Below are 25,116 nucleotides of genomic sequence, written 5' to 3' on the forward strand. Positions count from 1 at the left end.
CGCCATTGAGCATCAAAAGGAGGTTGTTGGCGTTGAGTAAAGTGATTGAACCAGTAGAGAACAAAAACGTATACCGCGTTGAAGGATTCACATGCGCGAATTGTGCCGGGAAATTTGAAAAAAATGTAAAGCAACTGCCAGGCGTTCAAGATGCAAAAGTGAACTTTGGCGCTTCAAAAATTGCCGTTTTCGGTGAAACCACAGTTGAGGAGCTGGAGAAAGCTGGCGCTTTTGAAAATCTAAAAGTGGCTCCAGAAAAGCCGGTACGGGAAGCGAAGCAAGAGGACATCAAAGAAGTGAAAGAACCGTTTTATAAAAAACATAGTACTTTGTTGAATGCAGTCTTATTGGTAGTTATTGGGTATATTTCCCAAAATGTAAATGGGGAAGAAAACCTAATCACTTCCTTGTTATTTGCAGCCTCCATTGTGATCGGTGGATTCTCGCTCTTTAAAGTTGGTTTTCAAAACTTGATGCGATTTGAATTTGACATGAAGACGCTCATGACAGTTGCCATAATCGGAGCTGCGATTATTGGGGAATGGGCCGAAGGTTCGATTGTGGTTATCCTCTTTGCGATCAGTGAAGCGTTAGAACGATTCTCGATGGATCGGGCTAGACAATCGATACGTTCCTTAATGGACATTGCACCGAAAGAAGCACTCGTTCGACGGAACGGACAAGAACAAATGGTCAATGTCGATGAAATTGCCGTTGGTGATATCATGATTGTCAAACCCGGTCAAAAGATTGCCATGGATGGTGTGGTGGTCAGCGGCAACTCTGCCGTCAATCAGGCCGCGATCACCGGTGAGTCCGTTCCCGTTGGCAAAACGATGGATGACGAGGTTTTTGCCGGAACGTTAAATGAAGAAGGCCTCCTTGAAGTCAAAGTAACCAAGCTGGTCGATGATACGACCATCGCAAAGATCATACACCTGGTTGAGGAAGCACAGGGAGAACGTGCACCATCCCAAGCCTTTGTCGATAAATTTGCGAAATACTACACACCGGTCATTATGGTCATTGCCGCTTTAGTCGCGATTATTCCGCCGCTTTTCTTTGATGGAAGTTGGGCTACCTGGGTCTATCAAGGCTTATCCGTTCTTGTGGTTGGTTGTCCTTGCGCGCTAGTGATCTCCACTCCAATCTCCATCGTATCTGCAATAGGAAATGCAGCGAAAAATGGCGTTCTTATCAAAGGCGGTATTTACCTCGAAGAGATGGGTGCCTTAAAGGCTATTGCGTTTGATAAAACCGGCACGCTCACCAAAGGTGTACCGGTTGTAACGGATTTCAATGTATTCAACCATAAGACGAATGATCAAGAATTGCTTTCCATCATTACTGCATTAGAGTACCGTTCGCAGCATCCTCTTGCTTCGGCCATTATGAAGAAAGCGGAACAGGAACATATATCTTATTCCGACGTCATGGTTGATGACTTTTCTTCCATCACCGGTAAAGGGATTAAGGGTACGGTTAACGGAACAAGCTATTACATTGGTAATCCGAAACTCTTTAAAGAATTAGCTACTGCTCATTTTAGTAACGAACAAGAGCAACTGGTTACTACATTGCAAAATCAAGGAAAAACGGCTATGGTTGTAGGAACGGACAAAGAAATTCTCGCGGTGATCGCGGTAGCCGATGAAGTGCGTGAATCCAGTAAAGAAATTATTCAAAAGCTGCATCACCTTGGGATCAAAAAAACCATCATGCTTACCGGTGATAACAAAGGTACCGCAAATGCGATCGCCGGACATGTTGGCGTATCGGATGTGCAGGCCGAACTGATGCCGCAGGATAAATTAGACTTTATTAAACAATTAAGAGTCGATTACGGCAATGTCGCCATGGTTGGCGATGGTGTCAATGATGCTCCAGCACTCGCAGCTTCTACAGTTGGGATTGCCATGGGCGGAGCCGGTACGGATACCGCACTCGAAACGGCAGACGTTGCTTTAATGGGGGATGATTTAAGAAAACTTCCTTTTGCCATTAAATTAAGCCGTAAAGCATTAAATATCATCAAGCAAAACATTACCTTTGCACTGGCTATAAAACTGATTGCTTTACTGCTCGTCATCCCGGGTTGGTTAACGCTTTGGATTGCTATCGTCTCCGATATGGGGGCAACGCTCCTGGTTGCGTTAAACGGTTTGCGACTGATGAGAGTCAAAGAATAAGGCAAAAAGCTAAAACATTTATGTTGGAGTTAGGGGTGAATACCCCTGACTCTTTACTTTGAAAGGAAGTGTATTGTGCTTCGTTACTATGTTGTGGCCTTTATCGCCTTTGCCGTTGATCAATTGATCAAATGGAGTGTTGCGACGTATATGGATATCGGTCAAAAAATACCGCTTATTCCGGGCTTTATCCAACTGACATCCATTCGAAATCGCGGTGCCGCGTTTGGCATCTTGCAAAACCAGAGGCTGTTTTTTATTTTGGTGACTGCCATCGTGCTTGTTGGTATTATCATTTACTTGCGTAAAATCTACCGCAGACAAAAATTCCTCGCTTATGCATTAGTGCTGATTTTTGGAGGAGCGCTGGGCAATTTTGTAGATCGCGCTCTACATGGCGAAGTCGTGGACATGCTTGAATTAACATTTATCAATTATCCGGTATTTAATATGGCGGATGTGTTCATCACGACAGGGGTTATTATGGTCATGATTGACACGCTCCGGGCATCCAGAGCGGATAAGGCATCGAGTCAGAGCTTGCCGGAGTAGATCAGGGTGGTTGTGCTGAATTGGGGAAGTTTGTTTTTATATATTTCTGGCGGCGGCCGCCAATGTGATCGGCGGCCTCGTTTTTGTGTTAAAACGTGACTGGTCGCGAAAGGGCTTGAATGCTTTGATGGCTTTAAGCGCAGGGATTTTAATCGCTATCGCCATTTTGGATTTTATTCCGGAATCTTTGGAGCATGATTCCTCAAGCCCGATTTTCATCCTGATCGGTGTACTGGTATTATGAGGCTATTTTTGTGTTGATCAGATATTTTATTTCACTCTGTGTGTAATAGATTTTTGGGTTGTACATGTTTTTTTCTTTTCTTCAAATTAAGTCCTTCGCTTAACATTTTTGATCACTATTTTACTATGGGGAATGCTTGGTATGTTGACCATACTGAAACTTAAATCCTGGTCAGGAACTTCATAATTCATACGATTTACTAAATAATCGAGACTCACTTTCATGACTTCAATGGTGACCCACTCACCGGCACAGCGATGTCCCATAAAGTAATCGCCACCACCTTGCGGAATGAAGCTGAAGGGGCTTCCGTCCCATTCGGCAAACCGAACTGGATTGAATACCTCAGGATTGTCCCATATTTTAGGATCATGATTGGTGCCATAAAGATCTAGCAAAGTTAATGTGCCTTCTTCAAATTTATAGTTGTTCCAGGTAAAATCTTTTTTTACCAGTGCCGCGACAAACGGAAAAAACGGATAAAAGCGGCGTACTTCCTGTATAAACATCTGAGCATATTTTTCATCGCTAGATTCAAGTTTCTCCCTTTCTTCCGGATAATGATGTACTGCCAGCACAGTGAAATTGATGAATATAGCGATAGCTACAATCGGTCTCAAAATATTGATCACTTCCACAGCAGCGGTCTCTGTATCCAGAAGATTCCCTTCTAGATCTCGATGCCAGGCAAACCTGTGTAATGCAGTATTTTCAGGGGGGTTCACTTTCCCATCACGAACCTCATTAATGAGTTCTTCGATCCACTTTTCTACCTGATTCCGTGCATGTCTCCCTAGCCAATGAGCTGGACCGACAGTAGCTGACGACTCGAACATCGCTTCCAAATCGTTTGTCAGCTTCTTCACTCCGTCTTCTTGTACCGGTACACCAGTCCACTGGCAGGCTGTCCGGCACATAATTTCCTGCACTTCATCATAAAGAACAACCTTATCCATCAGTTCCCATTTTTCCACTGTCATCTCCCACTGTTTTTTTGTAATGTCGGTCAGTTTTTCAAGTCCGTCAGGAGACATAATCGACATAAACATTTCCTTACGGTGCTTATGGGCCTCTCCATCTAAAGCCTGAACACCATTTTTGCCAAACAATGTTTGTACCACCCGGTTTGGTGCTGCATCTTTCCTTTTGAATTTCTCAGTGTCATAAAAAACTTCCGCAGCTTCCTTTCCTCCCATGCAGATCGCTTTCTTTCCAAACACTCGGGTCTCGAATACATCAGAATTAAAACTGTGACGTCTGTTCAAAATGTACAAATATCCTTCTCTCATAAGACTCAAGCTATGGTCTATTCCTTGTTCCCGAGGCATTTGATTTGTATTTGACATATCATCCATCTCCATTCTTCATGAGTAATGATTCTTATTCTTGGTAAAATATTCTCTGTTTATTCGTAAGCGGCAAACCCAGCACACCTTCTGCGTTACCCGATAACCCTTATGTTGAGCATCCATCTCCAACTCAGATTCGTCTTGTTCAGCGGAGCAAAACCTACAAAGATACATTAAAGTCACCTACTTGATTTATTTTCTTATACGTGAAAGCTTAACACGCGACTTAAAAAAGAAAACGAGCACAGTCAATGTTTAGTTAACTGTGCCCTTAGTTATTTTTAGTTTGCAAAAGCCTTGCCGTAATTATTTGTTATCATATGTGCCGGTTTTTAATTGTTCATAGCAAGGGATACAAACTTGTCCATCAAAATCTTCTCCATTTACGATTCCTTCAAATTCTTCAGTTTCATTTATATGAAACCGATGCCCGCAGGCATCACATTTACAAGTAACATGTATTACTGCTGATCCTAAACCTAATTTATCAGTCATTGTATTGAAGATGGAACGAGCTGTTTCCTCCGGATAATAGTTTGAATACACCCGAAAAAAACCACTCCATAGAAGCTGAAGATTATTTTTTATATTTTTCGTACCAATCGCTCTTATGATATGTTTTAAGGTTCTTTCATCAGTACTAGCCATCAGTACTCCTAGTCCCTCGAATAAAAAATCCTTATGATTTACATCTAAGATTCCAGATTCATCGATACTGATTTCATTCATAAGATCATATGACTCTGAACCAGGTTCCCCCTCACTTACTAAACTCGTGCCTGCACAGAAATCACATTGTTCTCCGTCTACTTGGCCGTCTACACAGCCCTCTGCCTGACAAGTAACCAATGAAGGCACAATATTAGACTCACTATCGCAGTCAACAAATATCTGAAGACCAGAAATTGTAGTATAGACCCTGTCTTCTCTTTCCTTAGAACAATCTTCACAGATTTCTTCTAATAAAGTTCTAATCTCCAGCTCGCCTTGTTCGCCAGCTGCACAAGTGATAAAACCAACAATTAAAGATTGATTTCGATCAACTTGAAATGATATCAACTCTTCATCTTCAGGTAGCCACTCTAATGTTTTGAGTATTTGAGCTTTAGTAACACCACATTTGCTGCTAACCTTCCAACCAGCTGCATCAAAATTTTCATTTTTATATTCCATAAACCTCTCTCCTTTAACCTTCAGTCGGATTTGTTAAAAAAGCATAAATCGAATGAAGCAATAGTGCCTCAATAACTTAAATATCGATGAAATTTCGGCTACGAGCTTCCTTTAATAAATTTCGCATTCCTGTTTTTCGTGTCTCTTTTTCTAAACAATACCTAAGATCATCATCACTTAGTCGTTTAATAGCACTTCTAGCATTTTCGTCATTACAGCTACAATGAAGGACCCATTTTATATTTTCGGACTCAGGAGCGGGTTCTGTCTGGCTTGAATTAGGTTTTGGCTGCACGCCTTGCTTTATTAATGGTTCTTGTGGAATAAGCAAGCATCTATCACCTACCCAATAGGGTATATCAGCCAAAATTGAGTAAAAGGCAGGTAATGATGATAGTTTTCTTGAAACCTTCTGGAGAAGAAGAACTCCTATTTCTGATTTTGGCACTACAATCACAGTGTATTTATCTCCGAACACATTAGTATGACAATCCAGTATATGAACTAACGAGTTTTTCCACATGAATGCATCAAAAAGAGTTCCATCGTTTCCTACTCGTATTTCATGATCGTAAGCAAGTTCATCTTGTAACAGGAAAGGAGTCAAAATTTGATGATTGAACCATTCCTGAAAGAAGTCATCATGACTCTCATTTCCTTTTTTATTTTTCTTAACAAACCAGCCTTGATCGATGATTAATGTTTGAGTATTACGATGAAAATACATATCCCAAAAGACCTTTTTCATCACGTTTCCAGATTCCTTAGTTCTAGGCAGCTGTGAAAGAAGACCATATAAATGAGTTTTTTGATCATAATGATTAGAGCGGTCTATCTCTTCACAAATAAGAGTAATTTGCTCGTCATTATAGCTTCTTGCAACTTCCGTCAAGTAGTTAATCATTCATTATCGACTCCTTAGATAAAATTCTTAGAATCATGAGAATCGTTTACGTATATAAGCGCCAATAAAAACAGCGGACTGATTTATTACTCAGTCCGCTGTTTGATGAAAATTTATTGATTCATAAATTTTGACTATCAGATTTGCGTAAATTGTTGATAATTTAAAATCTCATCAGAAATTCCGATTAAAAATATTTAATTAAATTTGAAGTGTCACATCAGGACTAGCCTGAATGTTTCGTACTTTCACTTTGCTCTGAAGTGTAATATAGGACATATGATTACTGATCCTATTTTCACTGAAGATTTCATTAAAAAAGGACACAACTTCAAGCGCTGCGAATTTGTTAGTAAGAAGGCGCTGAGGCTCGCTCACAACAATCTCTGAACATGCAGTTGCTGATGGCGCAATAGGATCATCGTCTTCCAGCACATCAGGAAAGACTTCAGCAACTGGAGGTAGTAAGGTCTCACCTTTCCATCTTACTCCACAGACAACCTGCCCTACCCATCCGGATTTCCGATAATTCTCTTCTTCTTGAGCAGTCCAATTCTCGCGACTACGTCCGTCTTGTGGCACTTTAGCTCCCTCGATTCCAACATCTAGATAGATGAGGTTATCTTCTGATTCGAAATAACGGTGCATCATTTGACGTGTGAAATTATTATCTACCGCGGAAATCAAGATCGGAATAAAGCTTCTTCGTCCGAGAGCAAGATAATCCCGATAAGAAAAGAGTTGACGTAACATCGTTTCATCTTGTACAAATTCTCTCGTATATGAACGAATAGGAATTTGATAGTGCCCAGAATAACGCTTAGCCAGCACTTCTGCCTTTTTGAACCCCACGTCTTTGGGAATAAATAATTGATTGCCAAGATTCTTGGATTCTACCGTATCTGGATCAGCTATCGTGTAACATCCGGCCACATTAAAAATATTCATCATCTGGACGACCTGCTGCAGGATGTACGAGCCATTTCCTCCAGACCCAAGCTGAACAATGTAGAAAAATGGGGGATACTCTGTAGGAAGTGAGATCACAGGACCTCCTCCTTTTGCGGAGTGTCCTGGATCGTTACTTTATTAAGAAGCCAAGAAAAGTCCTCAGAATATTTCTTATCATAAGGGGATTCGAAAATCTCATCTGGATTTACTCCGAAAAATTTCCCATCTACATGTATTCTGCACGTGATATCTGGCATCAGTTTATTCAGCGTCCCAACGATGACGTATAGGCAGCTGGCTGTCTCACTCTCATCGTCTTGTTTGGAAGGGTTAGCTTCCCAGTAATGATGTGAATGAATCTCCACTACTTTAACCCATTCCTCAATAACTGGTATGATACTATCATCTTCAAGCGGAGTTACATTCTCTAAAGATGCTACTTGTTGTGGAAACACTAACAAGTATTCACGAGAATTATAATTCCAATAAATCTCACCATATAACTCGACGTGATATGTTTCAGCAAAGAATTTTGATGCGCTGATAAATCGGCAAAGGAAAGACCAGTCAATTTTTCTGGGAAGGGTGATTTTCACACCTTCTACAATTTGCCTTGTGTCAGGTACAATTTTTGCTTTTTGGCTAACAGAGAAAAACTCACTTTGACGAATATGATATACACATCCATCAGCGGACGGAATGTACATATTACGGCGGCCGTCCTTACTGGCCTCCTCCAAAGAAGCATAGATACCAGTGAATCTGGTTAATACAGCACCCCGCTTTTTGGCATGGATAGTAGGTACCACAAGGTTGGGCCCTTTAAATAAGACCATCGTACAGTATTCCTCTTCGCTCATTTCACCACATTCATCCATCATTCGAAGTCGTAAATCATTGCCAGTAATTTTGCGCAACTTTCCCTCTTCTCCATCTTTGTCAACAATCCCCTCAGAAATTTCAGTAGCGCTAAAATATTCTGTAATGGGGGTCAGTGTGCCGTCATATTTAATGCGGGTTTCAGCATTAACTTCAAACGATTCTGATTTCTCCTGCTGTACAGCTTTTGCTGGCTTGATTGGTTTAGTAGTAGTTTTTGCTGGAACTTGTGGTTTTTCCAATCCTACTGGTTTTATTTCAGGAGCAAAGTCGAAAATATCCATCTGTGTTCTTTGATCTTGTGTCATTGTATTGTCCTCCTTGAATTTTTAAATCTATCATTTCGTAGTGTTCAGCATTTTTTTAGAAGCGCTTTAGAAATTTTTCGAATGTCATCCCTTCAGAGATAAGCCAGTCTTCAGGGAATTCTGAATGTTGCATTTTCGTGTACAACTCTCTCAGTTCAGTAATTCCGGAATCATTTCTTCCATCTGCAAAATAGCAATCCGAACTCGGTGAGCCGAAAAACATATTATGCAGCGTAGAACATTGACTGAGATTCTTGATATTAGGAAGGTTATTGTTACCCATACAAACACTTCCCCCGATCGTGACATTGGCATAGGGATACTTATAGAGCATTGTATCGCCTTTGATTTGCCGAGTGCCTTTAATCGAGAAAATGTTAATTTTATAAATATGTCCTCCACTGGAGATACTATAGGCGAAAATCATCCGTGGATGCCCTACTGCCTCCATGAAGGTTTGATGATAGTACATATCCCAATTTTTCTTGGAGAGTTCACAGACCACTAAGTGTTCGTCTTCGTCTTTTTTGTAAATATGCTTTATCCAGTTATTGTTCATAATCGGTGTCTCCACCCGAAGCTGGCTGTTTCTCTCTCGTCTAAATCCGACGATCTTCTTCGTTTCTTTTCTCATACCTATGACGGTTTGATCTCTTGCTTCATAAACTTCGGCATCCATCATAGTTTCAAAGAAATGACCAAAAGTCATTTCACTATTGAGTAATTCAGTCCCTTCGTTTGAAGAGACAAGGACATGTACATGAGTATCAGCTTTTTGGGCCTCATCCGACCAGGAGATTTGATAGTTGCTCATCTTCGATTTGCTCCTTTTTTTCTTTCTTTTTGGATATAGAAATCAGTTTTTCCGTCAATTCGGAAGCTGGCACCAATAATTCCAGGTAAAAGCTCATGTAACCCGGATAGTCATCAAATCGAATGACCAGCACCTCTTCTTCTCTCCATAGAACAGAACATGCAGCTGCTGAATAATCATCGCCCATTTCTGTGAAACGGGAATATCTCTTTTCCACTTGTTCAAAGTTGAGTTGTTGTTTTATCCGGCAAAAATCTGGATTTTCAATAACAAAGTCAAAATTGTACATTCCACTTTCGTTTTGATTCTCAGAGTATTCAATCTCACTTCCTGGGAATAACAGATGAAGACACTCCTCAAAAATCGAAAAGGTCATTGTGTCCTCATACTCATTGAATATTCCCCATTGTCCTAATTGACTGCCTGAGTACCCAAGATCATCCATGAGTTTCATCATTCGAAGATTATCAAAGGATGTTTTCAGGAGACTAATTCCCGCTTCGTAGAACTTAGGCATAAGACACTTCCTTCCTTACTAATTGGTTAAATAAAATCATCAGTAGGACTGAATATTTTATTTTCTAACTTGAGAAGAACACCGCTTTTTTCAATTACATCTACGAATTGATAAATGGGGTTGACCCAGTTCCTTTTAAATTTTCCAAGCTTATCTTGAATAAAATCATTTTCAGTCCCGTATGCATAATAATCCTCATCTTCTACTGAGGATAATGAATCAGCGATTTCAAAACAGTTTTGAACGTCTTGTAATGTAAAACTTTCAAAATTGATTTCAGCGGCGTCAGTATCACCATTAAAAAAAGCCTCAATAATGTAATACACCCCTGCAGTCTGCAACCTTGGAGGAGGTTGCTGTGCTTTTTCCATTAAGTTTTTTAGAAACCGTTGATGATTAAACTTTGGTCTATTGTCCATTAGAAAACTAGCCTCCTAACGCTTTTAATTAAATGAAAAAGAGAAGGCTATGCCTTCTCCTTTACTTGAATCTTCATCACACCGTACGTCGGTAAGGTAAAATTAAATGAAGATCTAATTTGTTGTTCTCAGGGTAAATGACAAATGGACTCATTTCCCCTGTTAAATGGATCTCAATCATGGTAGTATTGATCGCTTTTAGAGCTTTGAGAACGTAATCGGTGTTTAATGACATCTTTAGTGCTTCACCTTCCAGATCCGCAATAAATATTTCTTCACGGACCTTTCCAATACCACTACTATCAGTTTCCAGAACAAGACTTCCACTGTCCTGAAGAGAAAGCAGCATGGTTGGGGTTTTTTCTTTCATGATGTTTACACGTTCCAGAGCATTCATCAATTCAACACGATGCGCTTTAAAGGTGGCCTTAGAATTTTCAATTGGCGGAACAATCCGTGATAAATCGGGATATACACCCTCAATCAAAGTTGCCTTATATTTCAACTGCTTACTCGTAACCATAAAAAAGTTATCCTGAAGGAACAACGAGTACTCTTCATCTTCATGAATAATCTTCGATAAAGCGTCGAATGCCTTGGCTGGAACATTACGGCCGTTGCCCAACTCTTCCTTGGTATCAACTGCTATAGCAGAACGTGCAAGCCGATGGCGATCCGTTGCATTAAACGTTAGGACTCCTTCAACGATATTCATGTTAATGCCGTTCAAAACAGGAGTAGCTTCCGCTGTAGAGGCTGCAAACTTCGTATTGTTGATTAAAGCTACGAGTTCATTTCCCTTGATCGTAAGAATAGGCTTTCCCTTAAGCTTTGGCGTCTGGGGATACTCATCAGTTTCCATACCCATTAATTCGAATACTGATTTGATTTTTGTATCAACTGATGTAATTTTAATTTGGTTTCCGTTGTTTACACTAATTTTCACACCGGTGCCAAGTTTCTTCACCATTTCTATCAAAATTGCAGGAATAAGCACAGAGCCATTCTTCTCGATAGTAAGGACGCTTCCGCTTTCGTCGCTAATACTGTACTCCGTCATGAATTCACCGTTACAGGTGGTCAAAACGACGCTACTATCGGTTGTACAGACTTTGATCAAGTCAAGGACTGGTCTGGAGCTGTTGGACGGTAAGGTTTTTGATACTTTACTCAAAGCTTCGTTCAATTCTTTTGTTGCAATTGTAATTTGCATGGTTCATCGACCCCTTTGGATTTTTTGTTTTTTTGAGAAAACTTAAAGGCATGCCAGCGATCACTCGCGTCATGCCTCTTTCTTTGTAACTTTGTTTTTGCAGCTTCAATGTACTTCTTAAAGGTGTGCTGGATGCCAAGGAATTGAATGATTTCGGAGAAAGTAATGAAATAATACGTACGCCTTCTCCAATTCAAATCCAATCGAATCTGGGTCACATAGACCAATCTGCCACGATCCATGGACACTCCTTCATAACTAAGTTTATTCTTTGGGATGTCGTATTTGGCCGCACAAACGCTCATCATACAGTCGATCAAATACCAGTCGGTTCCAACCAGTATATAAATCGCTTGAGCTTTCCGCTGAATGATCCAACTGGTTATTGTCTTCCACCAGATAACTAGGATTTCAAATCTTTTTCGTAGCATAAGTGAGGACCATCCTTTCGACGGCTTTTGACTTTTTTGTTATATAAAAAAACCCCGTGCATCGCTTTTTTGCGAATGAACGGGGTTGGATTTTTCCCTAAAGGAATCTTTTGAAATTAAAAAAAGCACCTGAAGAATCGCTAAATGCGATTATCAGATGCTTTAGACTTCCATATGGAATTTATCATTTTTTTCAATTTAAGGTCGACAATACGATACAGGTGAGCATTTCAATGTTCGTAATGAAACGATCCATTTTAAATCCTAACCTAGATCAATACGTTGTCCTCACTGTGCCACTGGCAAGTGTTCACAACTAAATCTCTTCATCCTGTGTATCACAGTCCGTCGTCAAGTATTATTTCAGTTATCGTCACAGTGGTGTACATAACGAAATACAAGACTTGAAGAAAAATCATTTATTAATTCATACTTTTATTTTATCGGTTTTAGAGATAAAAAGAAAGTATCAATTTATTTTTTTTCCTCTGAAGCATCCTCCCTTTTAGCATGCTTCGCCTTTTCAATAATTTGATGAATTTCTTGTTGCATTCTATTCATGTCGTTTATGCTCGTGCTATTAAGAATGTCTGTTTGCAGCTGAAGAATCTGGTGCCGTTCTTGTGGGCTCAATACCATGAGCACAGGCTTTACTGTCGGAGCCTGATGATAGCGTTTAATAATCAGTAATACCTCCTGCAGCAGATAATGCATTGTATTCGGATCTTCAGCTTCTAATATCTGTTCCTGCAGCCAGTGTATCCGTTCCTTGTCCTCTTTGCTGATTGCATGGGATACCATAATATCACTCCTTATTCATTGACTATATCCTTTAACCATCACGTTATACCAGGTTAGGAAAATGTCAAGTGAATAAGCAGAGAAAAACGCCGCGGATAAATCCGCAGCGTTTTCCTGATAAGCCGGTTTAAGGGTACCGAACCCTCATAAAATTGTTGTCTGATATTCAATCAAAGATATACGTTCCATACCCACTTGATTGATGTTCATAGGTGCCTCTACTTTCGACGGCTTTAAATGTGAAACAAAAGTAACTGTTCGTTGGATAATATTTTGAATTTGTTCACTATATCCCTTTACTTGATGTGTGTCCCCTGATTCGATGATCTGTGTTTGTAAATTCAGAATAAGCTCTCGTTCAGATTTGGATAGTAAATCCAACACTGTTCTTCCTTTTTCTCCTGGCATTTTTCTCACCTCCAGAGGTTATGTAATATATAGAACTTGTCCCCCGAATTGAGGAACAAGGCTACATATTTTTTTAGACACATCCTTAGGATATGCAAGTTTACTAACCGTCTTGAGACTGCTCGGTTTCCTTTGTAGGTTCTTCAATAGGTTGTAGTAGAGCAGCATTGAGTTCACTCACAATTTTTGCTTTTGCTTCGCTTTTGGCTGCTGAATCCTTGTGTTTCATCATGGCATTCTGCACCAAAAAGCTAATACCGCTAATACCCGTAAGTGCACTCGTGATCAGTACCTTAGAAAAGGTAAAGGCCTCGATGGGAAGTATCAAGTGAACCCCGATTACTCCAACAAAACCTCCAGTAATTAGGGCCTTCCAGTAGCCTAATGAGTAGTATGTTTTTCCATCACGCTTAACTCTGGAAAAGCCCGTAAAACAGTCATCTTTTAGCACATGCAGGTATTGTAACCAACACGCAATAGCGCCCGATACAAAAGGGAGTATAAGTTGCATAAAGCATTTTGTGATAATCGCCATCGAAATCATGGTTTTTCACCTCCTTTTAAAGTTTTTTTATATCAAAAAAAGCATGACTTTATCTAAAGTCATGCTTTTTGATAACTGATTTCCCTCACTTAGAGGTAATCTTTCTATTTATTTTGTATACTGCTTACGCTCTTTTTAGAGTAGCAAGCGCGGTGTAATGGGATTTATGAGCAACAAAAAAACACATTCCGCCATAGGCATTAAATGTGTTTGGTCTCGGTCTTATACCGTATTTTAAATTTTGAACTTACGAAATAACGAAAAATCAAACCAATACTTCAATGATATCTCGGGGCTTAGCCTGCTCGAGGACCAAATGAATAATCATGCTGTCTTCACCTAATCAAATAAAAATTGGTGTACACAGCATTCTCCTTTATTCCAATTGATTTACAATTGTCCACTGCTTACCCTTACCCTATCATCACAAATGTGTACATAGATTAGGTGAGCTTAAAAGAAGAAATGAATTAATATATGAGATTATTATACCTTCATAGGTAGAAGAAATAAAGAATAAATAATTTTAGTGATTGGGCTGATCATGATGTTCAAAAGTTTTACGCAATGCTATTTTATGCGCTTTTCAATTTTAATATCCGTGTTACGATAGCGCTGATTCAAGAACATAATATCCAGGAGGATTTATATATGTGTAGAATAAACAATAAACAAGACCAATGAATATGTGAAGCGCCTCAACCGTGAATTCAGACGTAGATTAACATGAATTGACTATTTAACAGGGTTGGGAAAACAGTATTTAATAAAAAAATTCACAACAGATCACATTTGCGTTTGAGAGGGGGATTTATATATATCCAACTTTTGCAAATGGTATTATTATGAATAATGATAAGAAATGATGAATCAATGAATGCGTTGATATGAGAAGGGACAAGATCAAAAATGAGCCAAGAAATTGAGGTTTTAAATATGGAAGAAGATAAAGGTAAAATAAGGATCCCTGTAATAGATTTTATAAAACAACATAGTTTGTCCATGGATACTAAGCTAACGGGAGTAGCAATTGAAAACAATGAAATTATCTTTGAATATGTTGGAGATATTGAGGAAGTATCAGAGCGAGGTGTATCAGACAAAATTCAAGGCTTAATTTGGGTGAGTGTAGCTTTTGTGCCTGTCCTTTATGTGATTGGAAATTTATTAGGTTTTCGTTGGTAATCCAGGGAAGTGTTCGGACAGCCAAACATTGAGGGACTCTTACACCGACATGAAAAAAATGAGAATTATGATATCTAGGTAGAAGATCGTCCACCCTGAAATTTAATAAATTCTATAAATAAAAAAAACAGTCCCGATGTAGATAAATATCTCAACGGGACTGTTTTTGATGTTGAACTTCATAATAATTTGCGGTTCACGGTCATTCTTCTCTGGTTCGTGAAGACCTATGCTTTACCTCACCGCTTATCCTACTGCCCGAAAGAAAATTTGTTCCATTTCTTTAAGTGAACGTGTCTTTTCAGCTGCTTGCATAATTCGGTCCTGCAGCATACCAAGAAATCGATCTTCAGCGCTTTTTTCTAGCATCATGAATTTCAAATCCACACCTACTACTTTACGGAAATGACTGATCTCTTTAGGTGAGATGAAACCTTTAGGCACAAATTTCTCATACAATGTTCCTATATTTACGGAGGCAAATTCGAACAAAAAATCCATACCTAATTCTCGATAAATAGCGGGAACATCATAGGTATAATCCTTTTCATACAAACTGACAGATCCATAATTACAGCTTAGTTTCTTCTCACTAGCTAATATAGGACAGCTCAGTTGCTTTTCTTTAGCTTTATCCATTACCTTGGAAGTACGGTCCAGCTTGTTTTTTTCACACATCCATTGTTGAATTAAAGCTTCTTCATGAAGCCCTGAGTATCCCATATCTGGAATATTTACTCTTCCGTTTACATTAGGACTCATTTTGACGTAGCAATCAACTGGATTTGCAAAGGGTTCTAACTGTTTAATGATGTCTGGACGATCTTTTTTAAGTTTATTGCAATTTATTTTGGCTGACGGTACAAATATCGATAAATCACATAAGTACTCTTTCAATCGTAATTCGTCAACCTCATATCTAGGTGATGGAATATACTTAGCCACTACACCAAATTGACTCCAGTCCCGGCGTTTTTCATCCTCATAAAAAAGACTTTTTACCGCACCCTTGATTTGCTCAATTTTCTCGTTGGTTCGCTTATGATTCTGATATACTCCTGATAGATAGAGTTGCTCCATAATCATCGCAGCTCCTTCGGGAACTAGGGAAGATAAGGCTTGTTTTTCCATCAATTATTCTCCTCCATCACTAATATTTTTCAAGAACAAAAGATCAGGTAAATTATAGTACGCACTCTTACCTCATCAACAACGTACAGTCATTTCTGAAATGCGTGTATATTACCTCAACCAGGTGCTTTCTAAGATGGTGAAAATCCCCCTTGGCTATAAGCGGAGGAGGATTTTTGTCTAGATTAGAAATTAAACGCAATTTGTTCTTTACTAATAATTTCATTGCTACCGCGTTTTTTGGTTTTGACGACTTCTATTTCATAATTAAAAGAGAACAAATCTAATTCTCCATATAAGTGTTTGGTTTGCGGCGAAGTTAAAGGACTTGGATGTGATTTTGTAGATTGAGTCTCCTCAGCTGTGAAAGATATTACCTGATCAATTTCATCTTTCTCTACATAACCACATAATCTCTTAGTTTCAGCTGTCAGTCGTTCGAAAGCTTCGCTAATTGATTGTTTGTAATCAGTTTCGCTTACGATCGTTAAATTCATGTCCATATCTCTTTCGGCAGCTGACTTCCAAGTTTCCGTTAATTCTGCAGCAGAAAGGCTGCTTGCAAGTTCTCTGGTTAAGCCTGAAGCTGATTCTTGTGCGTACTGAGCAATACGGTCTGAGCGCTCAATCCGACCTTCGACTAGAAGTGCACTAATTCTACGCGACATCAATCTTTGGAACTGTTTCATTTGCTGAGTATCTGCACTCACGTAATAGCGAACCTTGCATTCACGAGGTTGGCCTATACGCCATGCGCGCCTGCTGGCTTGTCTCACAACGTTAATATCATCATTCAGTTGCCAGAAATTCAGAGAAGGATACTCAAGTAAATCCAATCCAACCTGAACTAACGTCTGATTCATAATCAAAACTTTCGTTCCTATTTCCCGCTGTTTCTCTAACCATTCAAAACGTCCAAGACTGCTAGTTGTTTTGACATCGAGAATTTCAGCTTGAACTCCTTCATTAGCCAGGATTCTCTGAATTCTTTGGTTTGTTCCGTAAATACCGGTATAGTGAGTGAAAATAATGCTCCCTCTATTTTCGCTTAGATCAGCTTTTACGTCCTCAATAAGTCTTCTTTCGGTTGCAGTTAGATATTCTGCCGGAAATTTAGGTGCTTTCACTGAACGCAATAGATCTCCTTCATCATCATAGAAGTTTACTTCTACTTCACGTTGAGGCTGAGAAGCATAATTTAAAGTTGCTGGATTGAACTGCGACCATGCTTTAGATTTTAAAATTGGTTGCAGATCTTTACAGACAGCTTCCAATTCGTCATGAAACTTACGATATGCATCTTGATGCTCTGGATCAAGCGGAACAATGACCGGTTCCTCCTTAAGCTGTACAAGAGGAATATTCAGGTCAGCAAGTTCAAGAAAGATGGATTTATGAAGAAGATGTCGTGCGACCAGCTGAGGAGCAATACCCGCTTTTTCTTTTATAATAACTCTTTCAGTTACTCTATTACTTGAACGTCCTAAGTCACCTGCGGCCTTATCATCCATATAAGTGATACTTTCCAGTACACCATATTTCTTAGCCCATTGTTCCTTGCTCGTTTTGTGATTAAAGCCTTCATCAATTAATGGTTGAGGATCGGATCGCCAAAGCGTCGACTGAATTGAAGAAGAGGTTCCGTTTGTAAGCGTTCCTGTTAAAAACAGAGATTTCCTACAGGACCACATGATTTTGTGGAAAGACATACCGCGGCCACTATCTGATGCCTTCATTTGCTGAATTTCATCAAATATACCCACTTGAAAATGATTTCGCAGATGTCGCTGAAAGATTTCCGCGATCATCCACCGAGGCTTGTTACGGTCTTCTCCACGTGATTTGAGTGCTGGTCTTACCAGTGTGGCATGACGCTTACGTTCTACCTTTTCATCTTTTGACTTTTCTTTCAAATTATTTTTTTTCGTTTTTTTAAGGTGGCAAGAACATTCAAACGAGCGGATATGATCAGTGTACCTTTTGACAAAGTTTCGGGGTAAATTATTGACATCTATTAGCTTACTTTTGCGAGCAGTTTTCATTTGTTCTTTAGAAGGAGGATAAATCGGAGACTCGACACCATCACTCCAGGTCGCTAAAAGGTCTGATTCATTCGCTTTGGCTTTTGGACATCTTAATGGCTGATGACAGTCTGGGCAACGCCAAACCTGTTTAATATGATCCCAATGTGCAGCAAGAACGAATTTATTAGCTGCCAGTTTCATTCGGTCTGTTGAAACCAACACAAAGTGGATGTAGCCCTTGGGCACTTTGTATGGTGTCCGTTCACTTGTATTCGGGTTATACCCTTTCACTTTGGCCACATATCTAAGAGCATCTTCTGTTGAATTAATGGTAGTGGTAATGATTTTCTGACCACCTAAAATAGTTGGGATTTCAGATGTAGCCCATTTGGGAATGGTAATGGCTGGGGCTGTGATGAGAACGGATAATCCATCTGAAGCACCACTCTCCATTCGTCTTCTTAAAATCGCAAAAACCGCCGATAGTGACATCTGAGTTTTTCCTGTACCCATGTCTCCGACAAGGAAACAGGAGTCCAAGAACTTTAATACGGTTAATACTCCCATCACTGATCTTGCTTGGGCAGGTACACAAATTCGATTAGTCATCCCAAGAGATTGTGTGTAGAAATGGCCATCATAAAGTGGTTTGAGGTATGTATCTATTTTCTTTGTGATGATTTCCGCATTAACGCGGAGATAGTCCTCGGTGGTCATCCCCTCAGTTAATACAGCTGCCTCACCAATTTCCGAAAATACATTCAAATCACCTTTGATTATGGCAGCATTGATAACCTCTAATACTTCACTTTCTTGCATCGATCTGATTATAATCGCACGAAGATTTCCTGATTCGCCAACCATATCGGTTTTGATTAGTTCCAACTCACACCATTTATCTGCCGGCAGAAGGGAGAGGTATAGGTTTGCCCAATCCGATGTGCGAGGCAAGCTATATTTTTGTGCTAAGAATTGTCCAGCTACTTCAGTGATATCGTCACCACGGCTGATCAGTATACGATCAGGGTGTGCTCTATTGCTTACGTCTGCATTCATGCATTCATAATTGTATTCCTGTACAATCGCATTCCGTGGAAGCAGAAAGGTATGGCAAACTTTCCCTTGTACTTCCTCAATCCGACGGTAATGAAAATTGGACCGGTATTCTTTTACGGTTCCATTTAACAAATCCGTGACATAAACCTCTCGATTGTTATATATGGAAGCATGTATAGCACGGCATGACGTCAAATTCCCACCCAAGGAAAGACCGCGAATGGTAATTCCATCTGGATCTAGCATAATCAGCTTTACATAAGCTTCAAATGTCCGACCTTCAGATTCGACCGATATGATTTGTATGTTACTAAGGCTAAATTGAAGTATATCTTTAAATGTTTCTGTATCCGGCATTTCAGCCGTACCATTTTTCAGTTCAAGCAGCTCCTCAATTGTATATCGCCCAATTTTGAGAACTTTTATTCTATTCCATCTATCCATGGTTTGATCAGTAAGAAATGTTCGTATTTCATCAATCCCCAACTCTGCTACAGTGGCATTAAGTCGTGAGAAGGCGGTAGAAGGTCTTTCAAGACGAGATTTTATCAGATTTAGTATTTGTTCCATTTTTTCGCCCGAAGCAAAAAGGGGGGAACCCCTAGTTGTATCGGGCTTCCCTCCTTTAAGATTATGTTTGTTCTGCCGATTGAAGTATTACTTCAAATCGAGATGACCTTCAGGTCCAAAGGTACGAATTACGGACTTTCGTACGTAAGTCTCAACTAAACGCTGCTTACCGTTGTCCGGATCAGTTTCTAAGCGCTCGGTATGGACGGACTCGTCTTTAGCTACAAGCAGGTGACCCCCCATGTGTTCAGGGAGGGCGCCAGACTGAATAGCCTGAACCTGATGAGTGATTTTTAGCGGCATAGCCGGCTGTCGCATAGCTCCGTTTTGGAGTCGGACATCTTCGACCTGAGCAAATACCTTATCCAAGAACCCTATTTCAACTTCGGATTTGATAATATCTTCCGGTTCAACAATCGTTGAAGTAAAGATCTCTACTGGTTTCTCTTGTGCCGGAATCATATAGCTGACTTCGTCCCAGTCCGGATAATCCAAGGCATTCAATGGTGCCTGGCTTCGCTTTGATAGGTTTTCAAGATACTCCTGCAATTGTTCATCTCGGCCTTGCCCAGAAGCTCTCCTGTACCCATATACGATCACTTGATGATAATCATCATAATTCTTGTTCGTAAACCTGTATACTCGGACCTGTTCAAGGCGAGTGGCTATTAGCCTTGCTACATCAGCTAAAACATACTGCGGGATATTTAAAACTACCAACGAGCCTACTGAAAGATAACCATCGGGCTCTGTGAGATCACGGAAGAAACGCTTCTCTGCTCTCTCTCCGTGTATTTCCATAAACGGTGGATTGAGGTATAGGAAGCTGAAGGCGTTATGAGAAATACGTGCATCCTCATAGCCACAAGCCAACATATGATCTACTTGGTTAACCGCTTCCCGTGCTCTGGTTTTTTCAATTTCAATACCATAAGTAATCGGTACACAATCTTTCTTTTCTAGATGTTGTTTGATCTGTTTCACTACATTTCCTTTACCGGCACAGGGGTCAAATATTGATAATGTCGCCCCATCTTCCCCAATAATCCGCTTTAAAATAAACTCCATTTCATCAGGGGGAGTGGGATAAAACCCGCCTTTCGCTTCGCTCTCCAGTCTTGCCATTGGTTTTTCCTCCTTGAAATCAAAAAAGAAGGTGTTGGAAACACCCTCCTTCTTTTTTAATTAAATAAGTTTTTATTCAGCTTGTTTTTGTTGTTCTCCTGCGCTAACTGTTTGATTGGAGATCACAACTTCATATGGAATCCGGAGGATTTCACCAGCGTAAATAACACTTCTTTCCATATTGTTCACTTTTCGAATCCAGCTAACACCTTTACGCAGGTCACCAGTGTAATAATCTTTAGCAATAGAGAATAAAGAGTCTCCTCTTTCTACTACATAGTTGTCATACTTTATGACGGTTTGTTCTTTGTTCAAGATATCCTGTAGAAACGGAAATCCCCCTCCAAACAAAAAAAGTGAAAGGAACGAAAATGCAGCCACTTGTGCCTTGAGCTTAGGATGCCCCTTGGCGCGTTTAAAGAAGTGAATGGCATTTTCCAGAATTCCAATTAAAAACAGGGCAGCATGAGCAATATAGAACATCATGAAATTCTTTTTCATAAGATTTTATCCTCCTTAGATTTTTTAAAATAAGAAAAGAGCAAAGACAATTATTCGTCTTTGCTCCTTTAAATATCCGCTGTATTCACGGTTTTATTTCCCCATCCATCAAGAAGTAAATCTATTATCCTCCTTCTTGATCCCTTCTTTTGAAAACAGTCGGTTCCGATGTTAATTTCACCTCTTGGAGAAGGTCTCCATGTTTCCGGATCCATTCCAGGAATACCCTCAAATCGTACCTTTCCAGATGGGATAATAAAAACATCATGATTAGTATCACTATCAACGAATTTTTTAATAAGGACATTTTCTCCTGCTTCACGGTGCATTTTGTGTAGGGTGAACTTTTGTCCTTGATACATATCTACTACCTGTGATGCCGTAAGGTCTTTTGTCAGTGTCGCTTGAAATTCATCTACTAGTTTTAACATTTGAGTATCCTCCTATTGGTTTTTGATTTTTATAGACAAAAAAAAGAGACTAAAATGTCTGAATAAAATCAGCTCAAATTAGTCTCTTTTGTATCCCTAATGGGTTATCTTAAATTTTTTTCTTCCATTTCAGAAAAACCAAAATATTTCTTTTATAAAAGCAAAAGCATCAGTTTATGACACATCGCCAAAAAAGAAATACTTATAACTCACGTCATCACCAGTAATAGCTTTTCAGCCATAGATGTCCACGAATCTCCACATGCATCTAAACTCTAATATTAGAGATTATCCGCTTTGCGATCTACTAAGGTTATCTTCGTAATATACGTGCATAACTCAGATCGTAATTGCATGAGAGGAAATTTAGATTATGGTATTATTTTAACTGATACAATGCTTCTATACAACAATAATGTATTGCTAGAGTAAGCGGTGAATCAATTCCTCATTATTAATATCTTTGTTATGATCAATGTGTAACCGATCAGTATTAATAGGTTCGTCCTCAAAGAAACCATTATTCATTTCATAGGAGTATTTATCATTTATATGCTGTCGAATTTTTTTCTCATTTTTTTCCAATATCCCATCGGACATTTCGATGTCAAACATCGCGCGCAACAAAATCCAATCGTGTAATTTAAGCATGCTGTACCTCGCTCTTCTGATTATTATAATCCGCTGAGAATGAAGTTATGATTTTACAACGCTTTATTTTGATAGAATAGTATGTTTTAACACGCAGATACTAGCCTCCAAAAGAGATTACTTTTAGCCTTGGTATCGATTAACATTCTTCTGTTTTCATTTGATAAATTTGATTTCTTCAACGGAAATGTTGTCAATCTTTCACTGTTACCGAATTTTACAAATAAAACATCTCTGTCATCAGACTGCTCAGAAACATAGAATCCAGCAACTTGTCTATTAAGGGAGAGGTAACTGCTTCTAGTAGCTAGCAGTGAATTAGTAGAATATTTAATTATGTCTCCTAGAGTTCGATTTACATAACTCTCTTTCAGTTCCTCCAGGAGAGTATTATACTTATTGACTTGTTCACTACCAAGATAGTTAATCATTTCTTTTTGGAATTTTGTTCCCAAAGAATTTTCGTAAGTAGAAAGACACCACCATTGGTCATTGCTGATTTTAAAAATGATTAAGTTCTCCATGAGAGATTCCCCGGTTCTATCACCTTTATAAATTTTTTCTGGAACTAGACCTTGGATCATTTGATATTCAGAACTTATTTGAGGTAATCCCAATTGTCGATAGTCAGAAAAATATTCTTGTATGGTTTGTCCGTTATGATCGACCAAAACTTCAAATTTAGCATCCATACCAAAAGGGAATTGAACAGGTTTCCAGTTTTTACCCCAGCAGGAACTTTCAATAGCAGTTTTTTCCCCATAATTTATCATTTTCATCTATCCTCTCATATCGTGATTTGATTTTTAATCAGCATTAAACCTGCAGACCCCAAAGCGGATGTACACGCTGTCCTATCTGTCCTAGCCTAAGAAGCCTTAAGGAACTATTTTATAATAAACTGCTTCAATACTCCCTTTAATTGGACGTGCACAGACTCCAGTTCTTTTTAGGTCAGATATAATCATTTGCGCCTTATCTTTGTCATAAGATTCTTCTAGAAGTTCTTCGAAAGTTGTATATCTTTCGAAACGATTTCCGTAGTAAATTGCAATTCTCAATCCCTTATTTTTCTGATTTTCATAGTAAGCCGTTATTGCTTTATTGAAAGTTAACCTCGGGTTTTTAGTGTTACTTTCTTTGACTACCCATTCTGTTGTCCGAGCGTGATACTCCTCTTCGTATGTGAGTAGAAAATAATTTTTACTCCCTACATCTTCATCTGTGGCCACAAAGTGAAAAACATGTATATCATTATCCACTGCAAACCAGCCTTTTAGATATACTTCTACTCCAGTTTCGCTACACACATTAAGAGGAACTGAGGTATCGAATGCGAATGAAGAATCACCATCTCTAAACCATTCATAATTAAAACATGCTCCTGGTCCACGCGCTTTGGTAACTCTCCCAAGTTCGATGTTATAATCGTTATTTGGCAATATTATTTTAATTCCCTTTTCAAAGTCAGCGATTAGTTCTTCTACAGCATGCTGCCAGTCTTTAATGCTTTTCTGCTTTGCTGACAGTAATGAATTGAAGTCCGATTCCGGTATGTAAAAACATTTACTTTTTTCATACAAGAGGGTCTGTGTAGGGTTTTCTTGATCTATACAAACGAAATGATCTCTATCCTCACTTATGACTCTGAGAGTCTTTCCTCTGTCATCACCTTTATCAATCATAATGAATTTATTCATTTTCTAATCCCCTATCATTAAGAGTTATTTTTGTTAGAAACGAGTGCGCTAAGAAGATCATCATTCGGAAATCCAGTGATGGAAACTTTTCCTGTTTCATCGAAAATAAACTCGATGTCCCGTATATGAAAATCTTCAATTGCGTATCGATTTGAGAGCAAATGCACCGTTTGATTATCGCTGCCATGTAAGCCGGTGTGAGAAATAATATTTTCTTCAAAACGACCATCAATCAAAGCATCAATTTTGGAAAGTATCTCATGACCATACTTCAGCTTTTCAATCTCTTTGCGGTAATATCCGCTGAAGATAATGATTGGTATATTTTGCTTAAATAATAGATCTACTAGCTCGAACAAATCCTTTTGCTGAAGAAAAGGTTCACCGCCACTGATAGTAACTCCATCGATATTAAATGGAATGGTATCGATGATCTCCTCTAACGTCATTTCTGTTCCACTCTCAAGTGAATGGGTTTCCGGGTTAAAGCATCCAGGACACTGGAACCGACAGCCTTGAAAATGGATGACAGTGCGCTCTCCGGGTCCGTTGACCGATGAGAAGGGTGTGATGGAATGGATTTTCATACCTTATACCTCCTTAATAATAAAGGCACAGCCTGCAAAGGCTGCGCCAGTTTGATTTTTTAACGACCATTTTTTTGGATAGTTTTGTTTTTTAACTGCATTTGATACTCTGGTTTTTTTTCTCGCTTGACCATCATTCCCAGAGCTTCTTCATAACCTTTTGTAGCAGCTTCACAACCAATCCCTTGAAAGCCAATTGCCTCGATTTGAATAGATCCGTCTACTGGGAATGTAAATTCAATTGTTTTTTTCAGATTCATGTGGTTATTCTCCCTTCGATTGAGTTTTATATGTGAATCGCTATAAAGAGCGATAAACAACAAAAAAAGACTATTCCAGATTTGGAATTGTCTTTGGATTCCCTAATAGGGGCATTGATAACATTTAATTAGTTTAGCAAGTTCCACTGAGAAAAAGTCAATCTAATAGGTACAGCAGTGTTGTCTGCGCCATTGAACT

At 39.2% G+C, this 25,116-nt stretch carries 26 protein-coding genes; 4 read left to right on the forward strand and 22 right to left on the reverse strand.

Annotated elements, in window-relative coordinates; genetic code table 11:
• Positions 1-26 precede the first annotated feature (26 nt).
• The 3 genes from MHB64_RS32550 to MHB64_RS32560 all read left to right on the forward strand — a co-directional run bounded on the left by MHB64_RS32550 (position 27) and on the right by MHB64_RS32560 (position 2,985).
• The gene (locus MHB64_RS32550; RefSeq protein ID WP_341136519.1) at positions 27-2,189 is read left to right on the forward strand and encodes a heavy metal translocating P-type ATPase; all 2,163 of its coding nucleotides are present in this window, start codon (positions 27-29) and stop codon (positions 2,187-2,189) included.
• 75 nt (positions 2,190-2,264) lie between these two features.
• On the forward strand, positions 2,265-2,741 hold the full coding sequence (gene lspA, locus MHB64_RS32555) for a signal peptidase II (protein ID WP_341136376.1): 477 nt from the start codon (positions 2,265-2,267) through the stop codon (positions 2,739-2,741).
• Positions 2,742-2,826: 85 nt separating this feature from the next.
• Entirely contained in the window at positions 2,827-2,985 is a 159-nt protein-coding gene (locus MHB64_RS32560) for a hypothetical protein (protein WP_341136377.1), read from the forward strand.
• 86 nt (positions 2,986-3,071) lie between these two features.
• Here MHB64_RS32560 and MHB64_RS32565 read toward each other — a convergent pair whose 3' ends face one another.
• The 13 genes from MHB64_RS32565 to MHB64_RS32625 all read right to left on the reverse strand — a co-directional run bounded on the left by MHB64_RS32565 (position 3,072) and on the right by MHB64_RS32625 (position 13,696).
• Entirely contained in the window at positions 3,072-4,331 is a 1,260-nt protein-coding gene (locus tag MHB64_RS32565; RefSeq protein ID WP_341136378.1) for a cytochrome P450, read from the reverse strand.
• A gap of 309 nt (positions 4,332-4,640) precedes the next feature.
• The gene (locus MHB64_RS32570; RefSeq protein ID WP_341136379.1) at positions 4,641-5,507 is read right to left on the reverse strand and encodes a hypothetical protein; all 867 of its coding nucleotides are present in this window, start codon (positions 5,505-5,507) and stop codon (positions 4,641-4,643) included.
• Between the two features lie 76 nt (positions 5,508-5,583).
• Positions 5,584-6,411 (reverse strand): hypothetical protein, encoded by an 828-nt coding sequence (locus MHB64_RS32575; RefSeq protein WP_341136380.1) that lies wholly within the window; start codon positions 6,409-6,411, stop codon positions 5,584-5,586.
• A gap of 201 nt (positions 6,412-6,612) precedes the next feature.
• Entirely contained in the window at positions 6,613-7,458 is an 846-nt protein-coding gene (locus MHB64_RS32580) for a ThiF family adenylyltransferase (RefSeq protein ID WP_341136381.1), read from the reverse strand.
• Positions 7,455-8,549, reverse strand: a complete 1,095-nt coding sequence (locus tag MHB64_RS32585) for a hypothetical protein (protein ID WP_341136382.1) — start codon at positions 8,547-8,549, stop codon at positions 7,455-7,457. Before MHB64_RS32585 ends, MHB64_RS32580 begins: the two co-directional genes overlap by 4 nt.
• A 55-nt stretch (positions 8,550-8,604) precedes the next feature.
• Complete coding sequence (locus MHB64_RS32590; protein WP_341136383.1) at positions 8,605-9,363, reverse strand: hypothetical protein; 759 nt, start codon at positions 9,361-9,363, stop codon at positions 8,605-8,607.
• A complete protein-coding gene (locus MHB64_RS32595; RefSeq protein ID WP_341136384.1) occupies positions 9,332-9,880 on the reverse strand; it encodes a hypothetical protein in 549 nt (182 codons plus the stop codon). Before MHB64_RS32595 ends, MHB64_RS32590 begins: the two co-directional genes overlap by 32 nt.
• Positions 9,881-9,906: 26 nt before the next feature.
• Positions 9,907-10,299: a hypothetical protein gene (locus MHB64_RS32600; protein ID WP_341136385.1), complete on the reverse strand. Its 393-nt coding sequence runs from the start codon at positions 10,297-10,299 to the stop codon at positions 9,907-9,909.
• 76 nt (positions 10,300-10,375) lie between these two features.
• Complete coding sequence (dnaN, locus tag MHB64_RS32605) at positions 10,376-11,512, reverse strand: DNA polymerase III subunit beta (RefSeq protein ID WP_280788143.1); 1,137 nt, start codon at positions 11,510-11,512, stop codon at positions 10,376-10,378.
• On the reverse strand, positions 11,482-11,943 hold the full coding sequence (locus MHB64_RS32610; RefSeq protein ID WP_341136386.1) for a hypothetical protein: 462 nt from the start codon (positions 11,941-11,943) through the stop codon (positions 11,482-11,484). Before MHB64_RS32610 ends, dnaN begins: the two co-directional genes overlap by 31 nt.
• 474 nt (positions 11,944-12,417) lie before the next feature.
• On the reverse strand, positions 12,418-12,744 hold the full coding sequence (locus MHB64_RS32615) for a hypothetical protein (protein WP_341136387.1): 327 nt from the start codon (positions 12,742-12,744) through the stop codon (positions 12,418-12,420).
• Positions 12,745-12,888: 144 nt separating this feature from the next.
• Positions 12,889-13,152 carry a hypothetical protein gene (locus MHB64_RS32620; RefSeq protein WP_094875965.1) on the reverse strand — a complete coding sequence of 88 codons (264 nt, stop codon included), beginning with the start codon at positions 13,150-13,152 and terminating at the stop codon, positions 12,889-12,891.
• Positions 13,153-13,255: 103 nt separating this feature from the next.
• Positions 13,256-13,696, reverse strand: a complete 441-nt coding sequence (locus tag MHB64_RS32625; RefSeq protein WP_094875964.1) for a hypothetical protein — start codon at positions 13,694-13,696, stop codon at positions 13,256-13,258.
• A gap of 909 nt (positions 13,697-14,605) precedes the next feature.
• Here MHB64_RS32625 and MHB64_RS32630 point away from each other — a divergent pair.
• A complete protein-coding gene (locus MHB64_RS32630; protein ID WP_280788141.1) occupies positions 14,606-14,881 on the forward strand; it encodes a hypothetical protein in 276 nt (91 codons plus the stop codon).
• Positions 14,882-15,127: 246 nt separating this feature from the next.
• On the opposite strand, the gene MHB64_RS32635 is transcribed toward MHB64_RS32630, so the two are convergent.
• From MHB64_RS32635 to MHB64_RS32675, 9 genes are all read right to left on the reverse strand, one after another.
• Positions 15,128-16,012 carry a hypothetical protein gene (locus tag MHB64_RS32635; RefSeq protein ID WP_341136388.1) on the reverse strand — a complete coding sequence of 295 codons (885 nt, stop codon included), beginning with the start codon at positions 16,010-16,012 and terminating at the stop codon, positions 15,128-15,130.
• Positions 16,013-16,197: 185 nt separating this feature from the next.
• Complete coding sequence (locus tag MHB64_RS32640; RefSeq protein ID WP_341136389.1) at positions 16,198-19,662, reverse strand: hypothetical protein; 3,465 nt, start codon at positions 19,660-19,662, stop codon at positions 16,198-16,200.
• Between the two features lie 87 nt (positions 19,663-19,749).
• Complete coding sequence (locus tag MHB64_RS32645) at positions 19,750-20,787, reverse strand: DUF6094 domain-containing protein (RefSeq protein ID WP_341136390.1); 1,038 nt, start codon at positions 20,785-20,787, stop codon at positions 19,750-19,752.
• A 72-nt stretch (positions 20,788-20,859) separates the two neighbouring features.
• Entirely contained in the window at positions 20,860-21,288 is a 429-nt protein-coding gene (locus MHB64_RS32650; RefSeq protein ID WP_341136391.1) for a LysM peptidoglycan-binding domain-containing protein, read from the reverse strand.
• Between the two features lie 68 nt (positions 21,289-21,356).
• Entirely contained in the window at positions 21,357-21,719 is a 363-nt protein-coding gene (locus MHB64_RS32655) for a hypothetical protein (RefSeq protein WP_094875958.1), read from the reverse strand.
• A gap of 737 nt (positions 21,720-22,456) precedes the next feature.
• Entirely contained in the window at positions 22,457-23,149 is a 693-nt protein-coding gene (locus tag MHB64_RS32660) for a hypothetical protein (RefSeq protein WP_143812397.1), read from the reverse strand.
• Between the two features lie 99 nt (positions 23,150-23,248).
• The gene (locus MHB64_RS32665) at positions 23,249-24,070 is read right to left on the reverse strand and encodes a hypothetical protein (protein WP_341136392.1); all 822 of its coding nucleotides are present in this window, start codon (positions 24,068-24,070) and stop codon (positions 23,249-23,251) included.
• A 17-nt stretch (positions 24,071-24,087) separates the two neighbouring features.
• Positions 24,088-24,657, reverse strand: a complete 570-nt coding sequence (locus MHB64_RS32670; RefSeq protein ID WP_341136393.1) for a 4Fe-4S single cluster domain-containing protein — start codon at positions 24,655-24,657, stop codon at positions 24,088-24,090.
• 59 nt (positions 24,658-24,716) lie between these two features.
• Positions 24,717-24,917 (reverse strand): DUF2997 domain-containing protein, encoded by a 201-nt coding sequence (locus MHB64_RS32675; protein ID WP_280788135.1) that lies wholly within the window; start codon positions 24,915-24,917, stop codon positions 24,717-24,719.
• Positions 24,918-25,116: the final 199 nt, after the last annotated feature.

Source organism: Paenibacillus sp. FSL K6-2859 (assembly GCF_038008265.1).
In the GTDB taxonomy this organism is placed as follows: Bacteria; Bacillota; Bacilli; order Paenibacillales; family Paenibacillaceae; genus Paenibacillus_AQ; species Paenibacillus_AQ nitricinens.

Bases quoted from the DNA above. Each gene is read 5' to 3' on its own strand.
- MHB64_RS32565 (WP_341136378.1), bottom strand. From the start codon at position 4,331: ATGTCAAATACAAATCAAATGCCTCGGGAACAAGGAATAGACCATAGC.
- MHB64_RS32570 (WP_341136379.1), bottom strand. From the start codon at position 5,507: ATGGAATATAAAAATGAAAATTTTGATGCAGCTGGTTGGAAGGTTAGC.
- MHB64_RS32575 (WP_341136380.1), bottom strand. From the start codon at position 6,411: ATGATTAACTACTTGACGGAAGTTGCAAGAAGCTATAATGACGAGCAA.
- MHB64_RS32585 (WP_341136382.1), bottom strand. From the start codon at position 8,549: ATGACACAAGATCAAAGAACACAGATGGATATTTTCGACTTTGCTCCT.
- MHB64_RS32590 (WP_341136383.1), bottom strand. From the start codon at position 9,363: ATGAGCAACTATCAAATCTCCTGGTCGGATGAGGCCCAAAAAGCTGAT.
- MHB64_RS32595 (WP_341136384.1), bottom strand. From the start codon at position 9,880: ATGCCTAAGTTCTACGAAGCGGGAATTAGTCTCCTGAAAACATCCTTT.
- MHB64_RS32600 (WP_341136385.1), bottom strand. From the start codon at position 10,299: ATGGACAATAGACCAAAGTTTAATCATCAACGGTTTCTAAAAAACTTA.
- dnaN (WP_280788143.1), bottom strand. From the start codon at position 11,512: ATGCAAATTACAATTGCAACAAAAGAATTGAACGAAGCTTTGAGTAAA.
- MHB64_RS32610 (WP_341136386.1), bottom strand. From the start codon at position 11,943: ATGCTACGAAAAAGATTTGAAATCCTAGTTATCTGGTGGAAGACAATA.
- MHB64_RS32615 (WP_341136387.1), bottom strand. From the start codon at position 12,744: ATGGTATCCCATGCAATCAGCAAAGAGGACAAGGAACGGATACACTGG.
- MHB64_RS32620 (WP_094875965.1), bottom strand. From the start codon at position 13,152: ATGCCAGGAGAAAAAGGAAGAACAGTGTTGGATTTACTATCCAAATCT.
- MHB64_RS32625 (WP_094875964.1), bottom strand. From the start codon at position 13,696: ATGATTTCGATGGCGATTATCACAAAATGCTTTATGCAACTTATACTC.
- MHB64_RS32630 (WP_280788141.1), top strand. From the start codon at position 14,606: ATGAGCCAAGAAATTGAGGTTTTAAATATGGAAGAAGATAAAGGTAAA.
- MHB64_RS32635 (WP_341136388.1), bottom strand. From the start codon at position 16,012: ATGGAAAAACAAGCCTTATCTTCCCTAGTTCCCGAAGGAGCTGCGATG.
- MHB64_RS32640 (WP_341136389.1), bottom strand. From the start codon at position 19,662: ATGGAACAAATACTAAATCTGATAAAATCTCGTCTTGAAAGACCTTCT.
- MHB64_RS32645 (WP_341136390.1), bottom strand. From the start codon at position 20,787: ATGGCAAGACTGGAGAGCGAAGCGAAAGGCGGGTTTTATCCCACTCCC.
- MHB64_RS32650 (WP_341136391.1), bottom strand. From the start codon at position 21,288: ATGAAAAAGAATTTCATGATGTTCTATATTGCTCATGCTGCCCTGTTT.
- MHB64_RS32655 (WP_094875958.1), bottom strand. From the start codon at position 21,719: ATGTTAAAACTAGTAGATGAATTTCAAGCGACACTGACAAAAGACCTT.
- MHB64_RS32660 (WP_143812397.1), bottom strand. From the start codon at position 23,149: ATGAAAATGATAAATTATGGGGAAAAAACTGCTATTGAAAGTTCCTGC.
- MHB64_RS32665 (WP_341136392.1), bottom strand. From the start codon at position 24,070: ATGAATAAATTCATTATGATTGATAAAGGTGATGACAGAGGAAAGACT.
- MHB64_RS32670 (WP_341136393.1), bottom strand. From the start codon at position 24,657: ATGAAAATCCATTCCATCACACCCTTCTCATCGGTCAACGGACCCGGA.
- MHB64_RS32675 (WP_280788135.1), bottom strand. From the start codon at position 24,917: ATGAATCTGAAAAAAACAATTGAATTTACATTCCCAGTAGACGGATCT.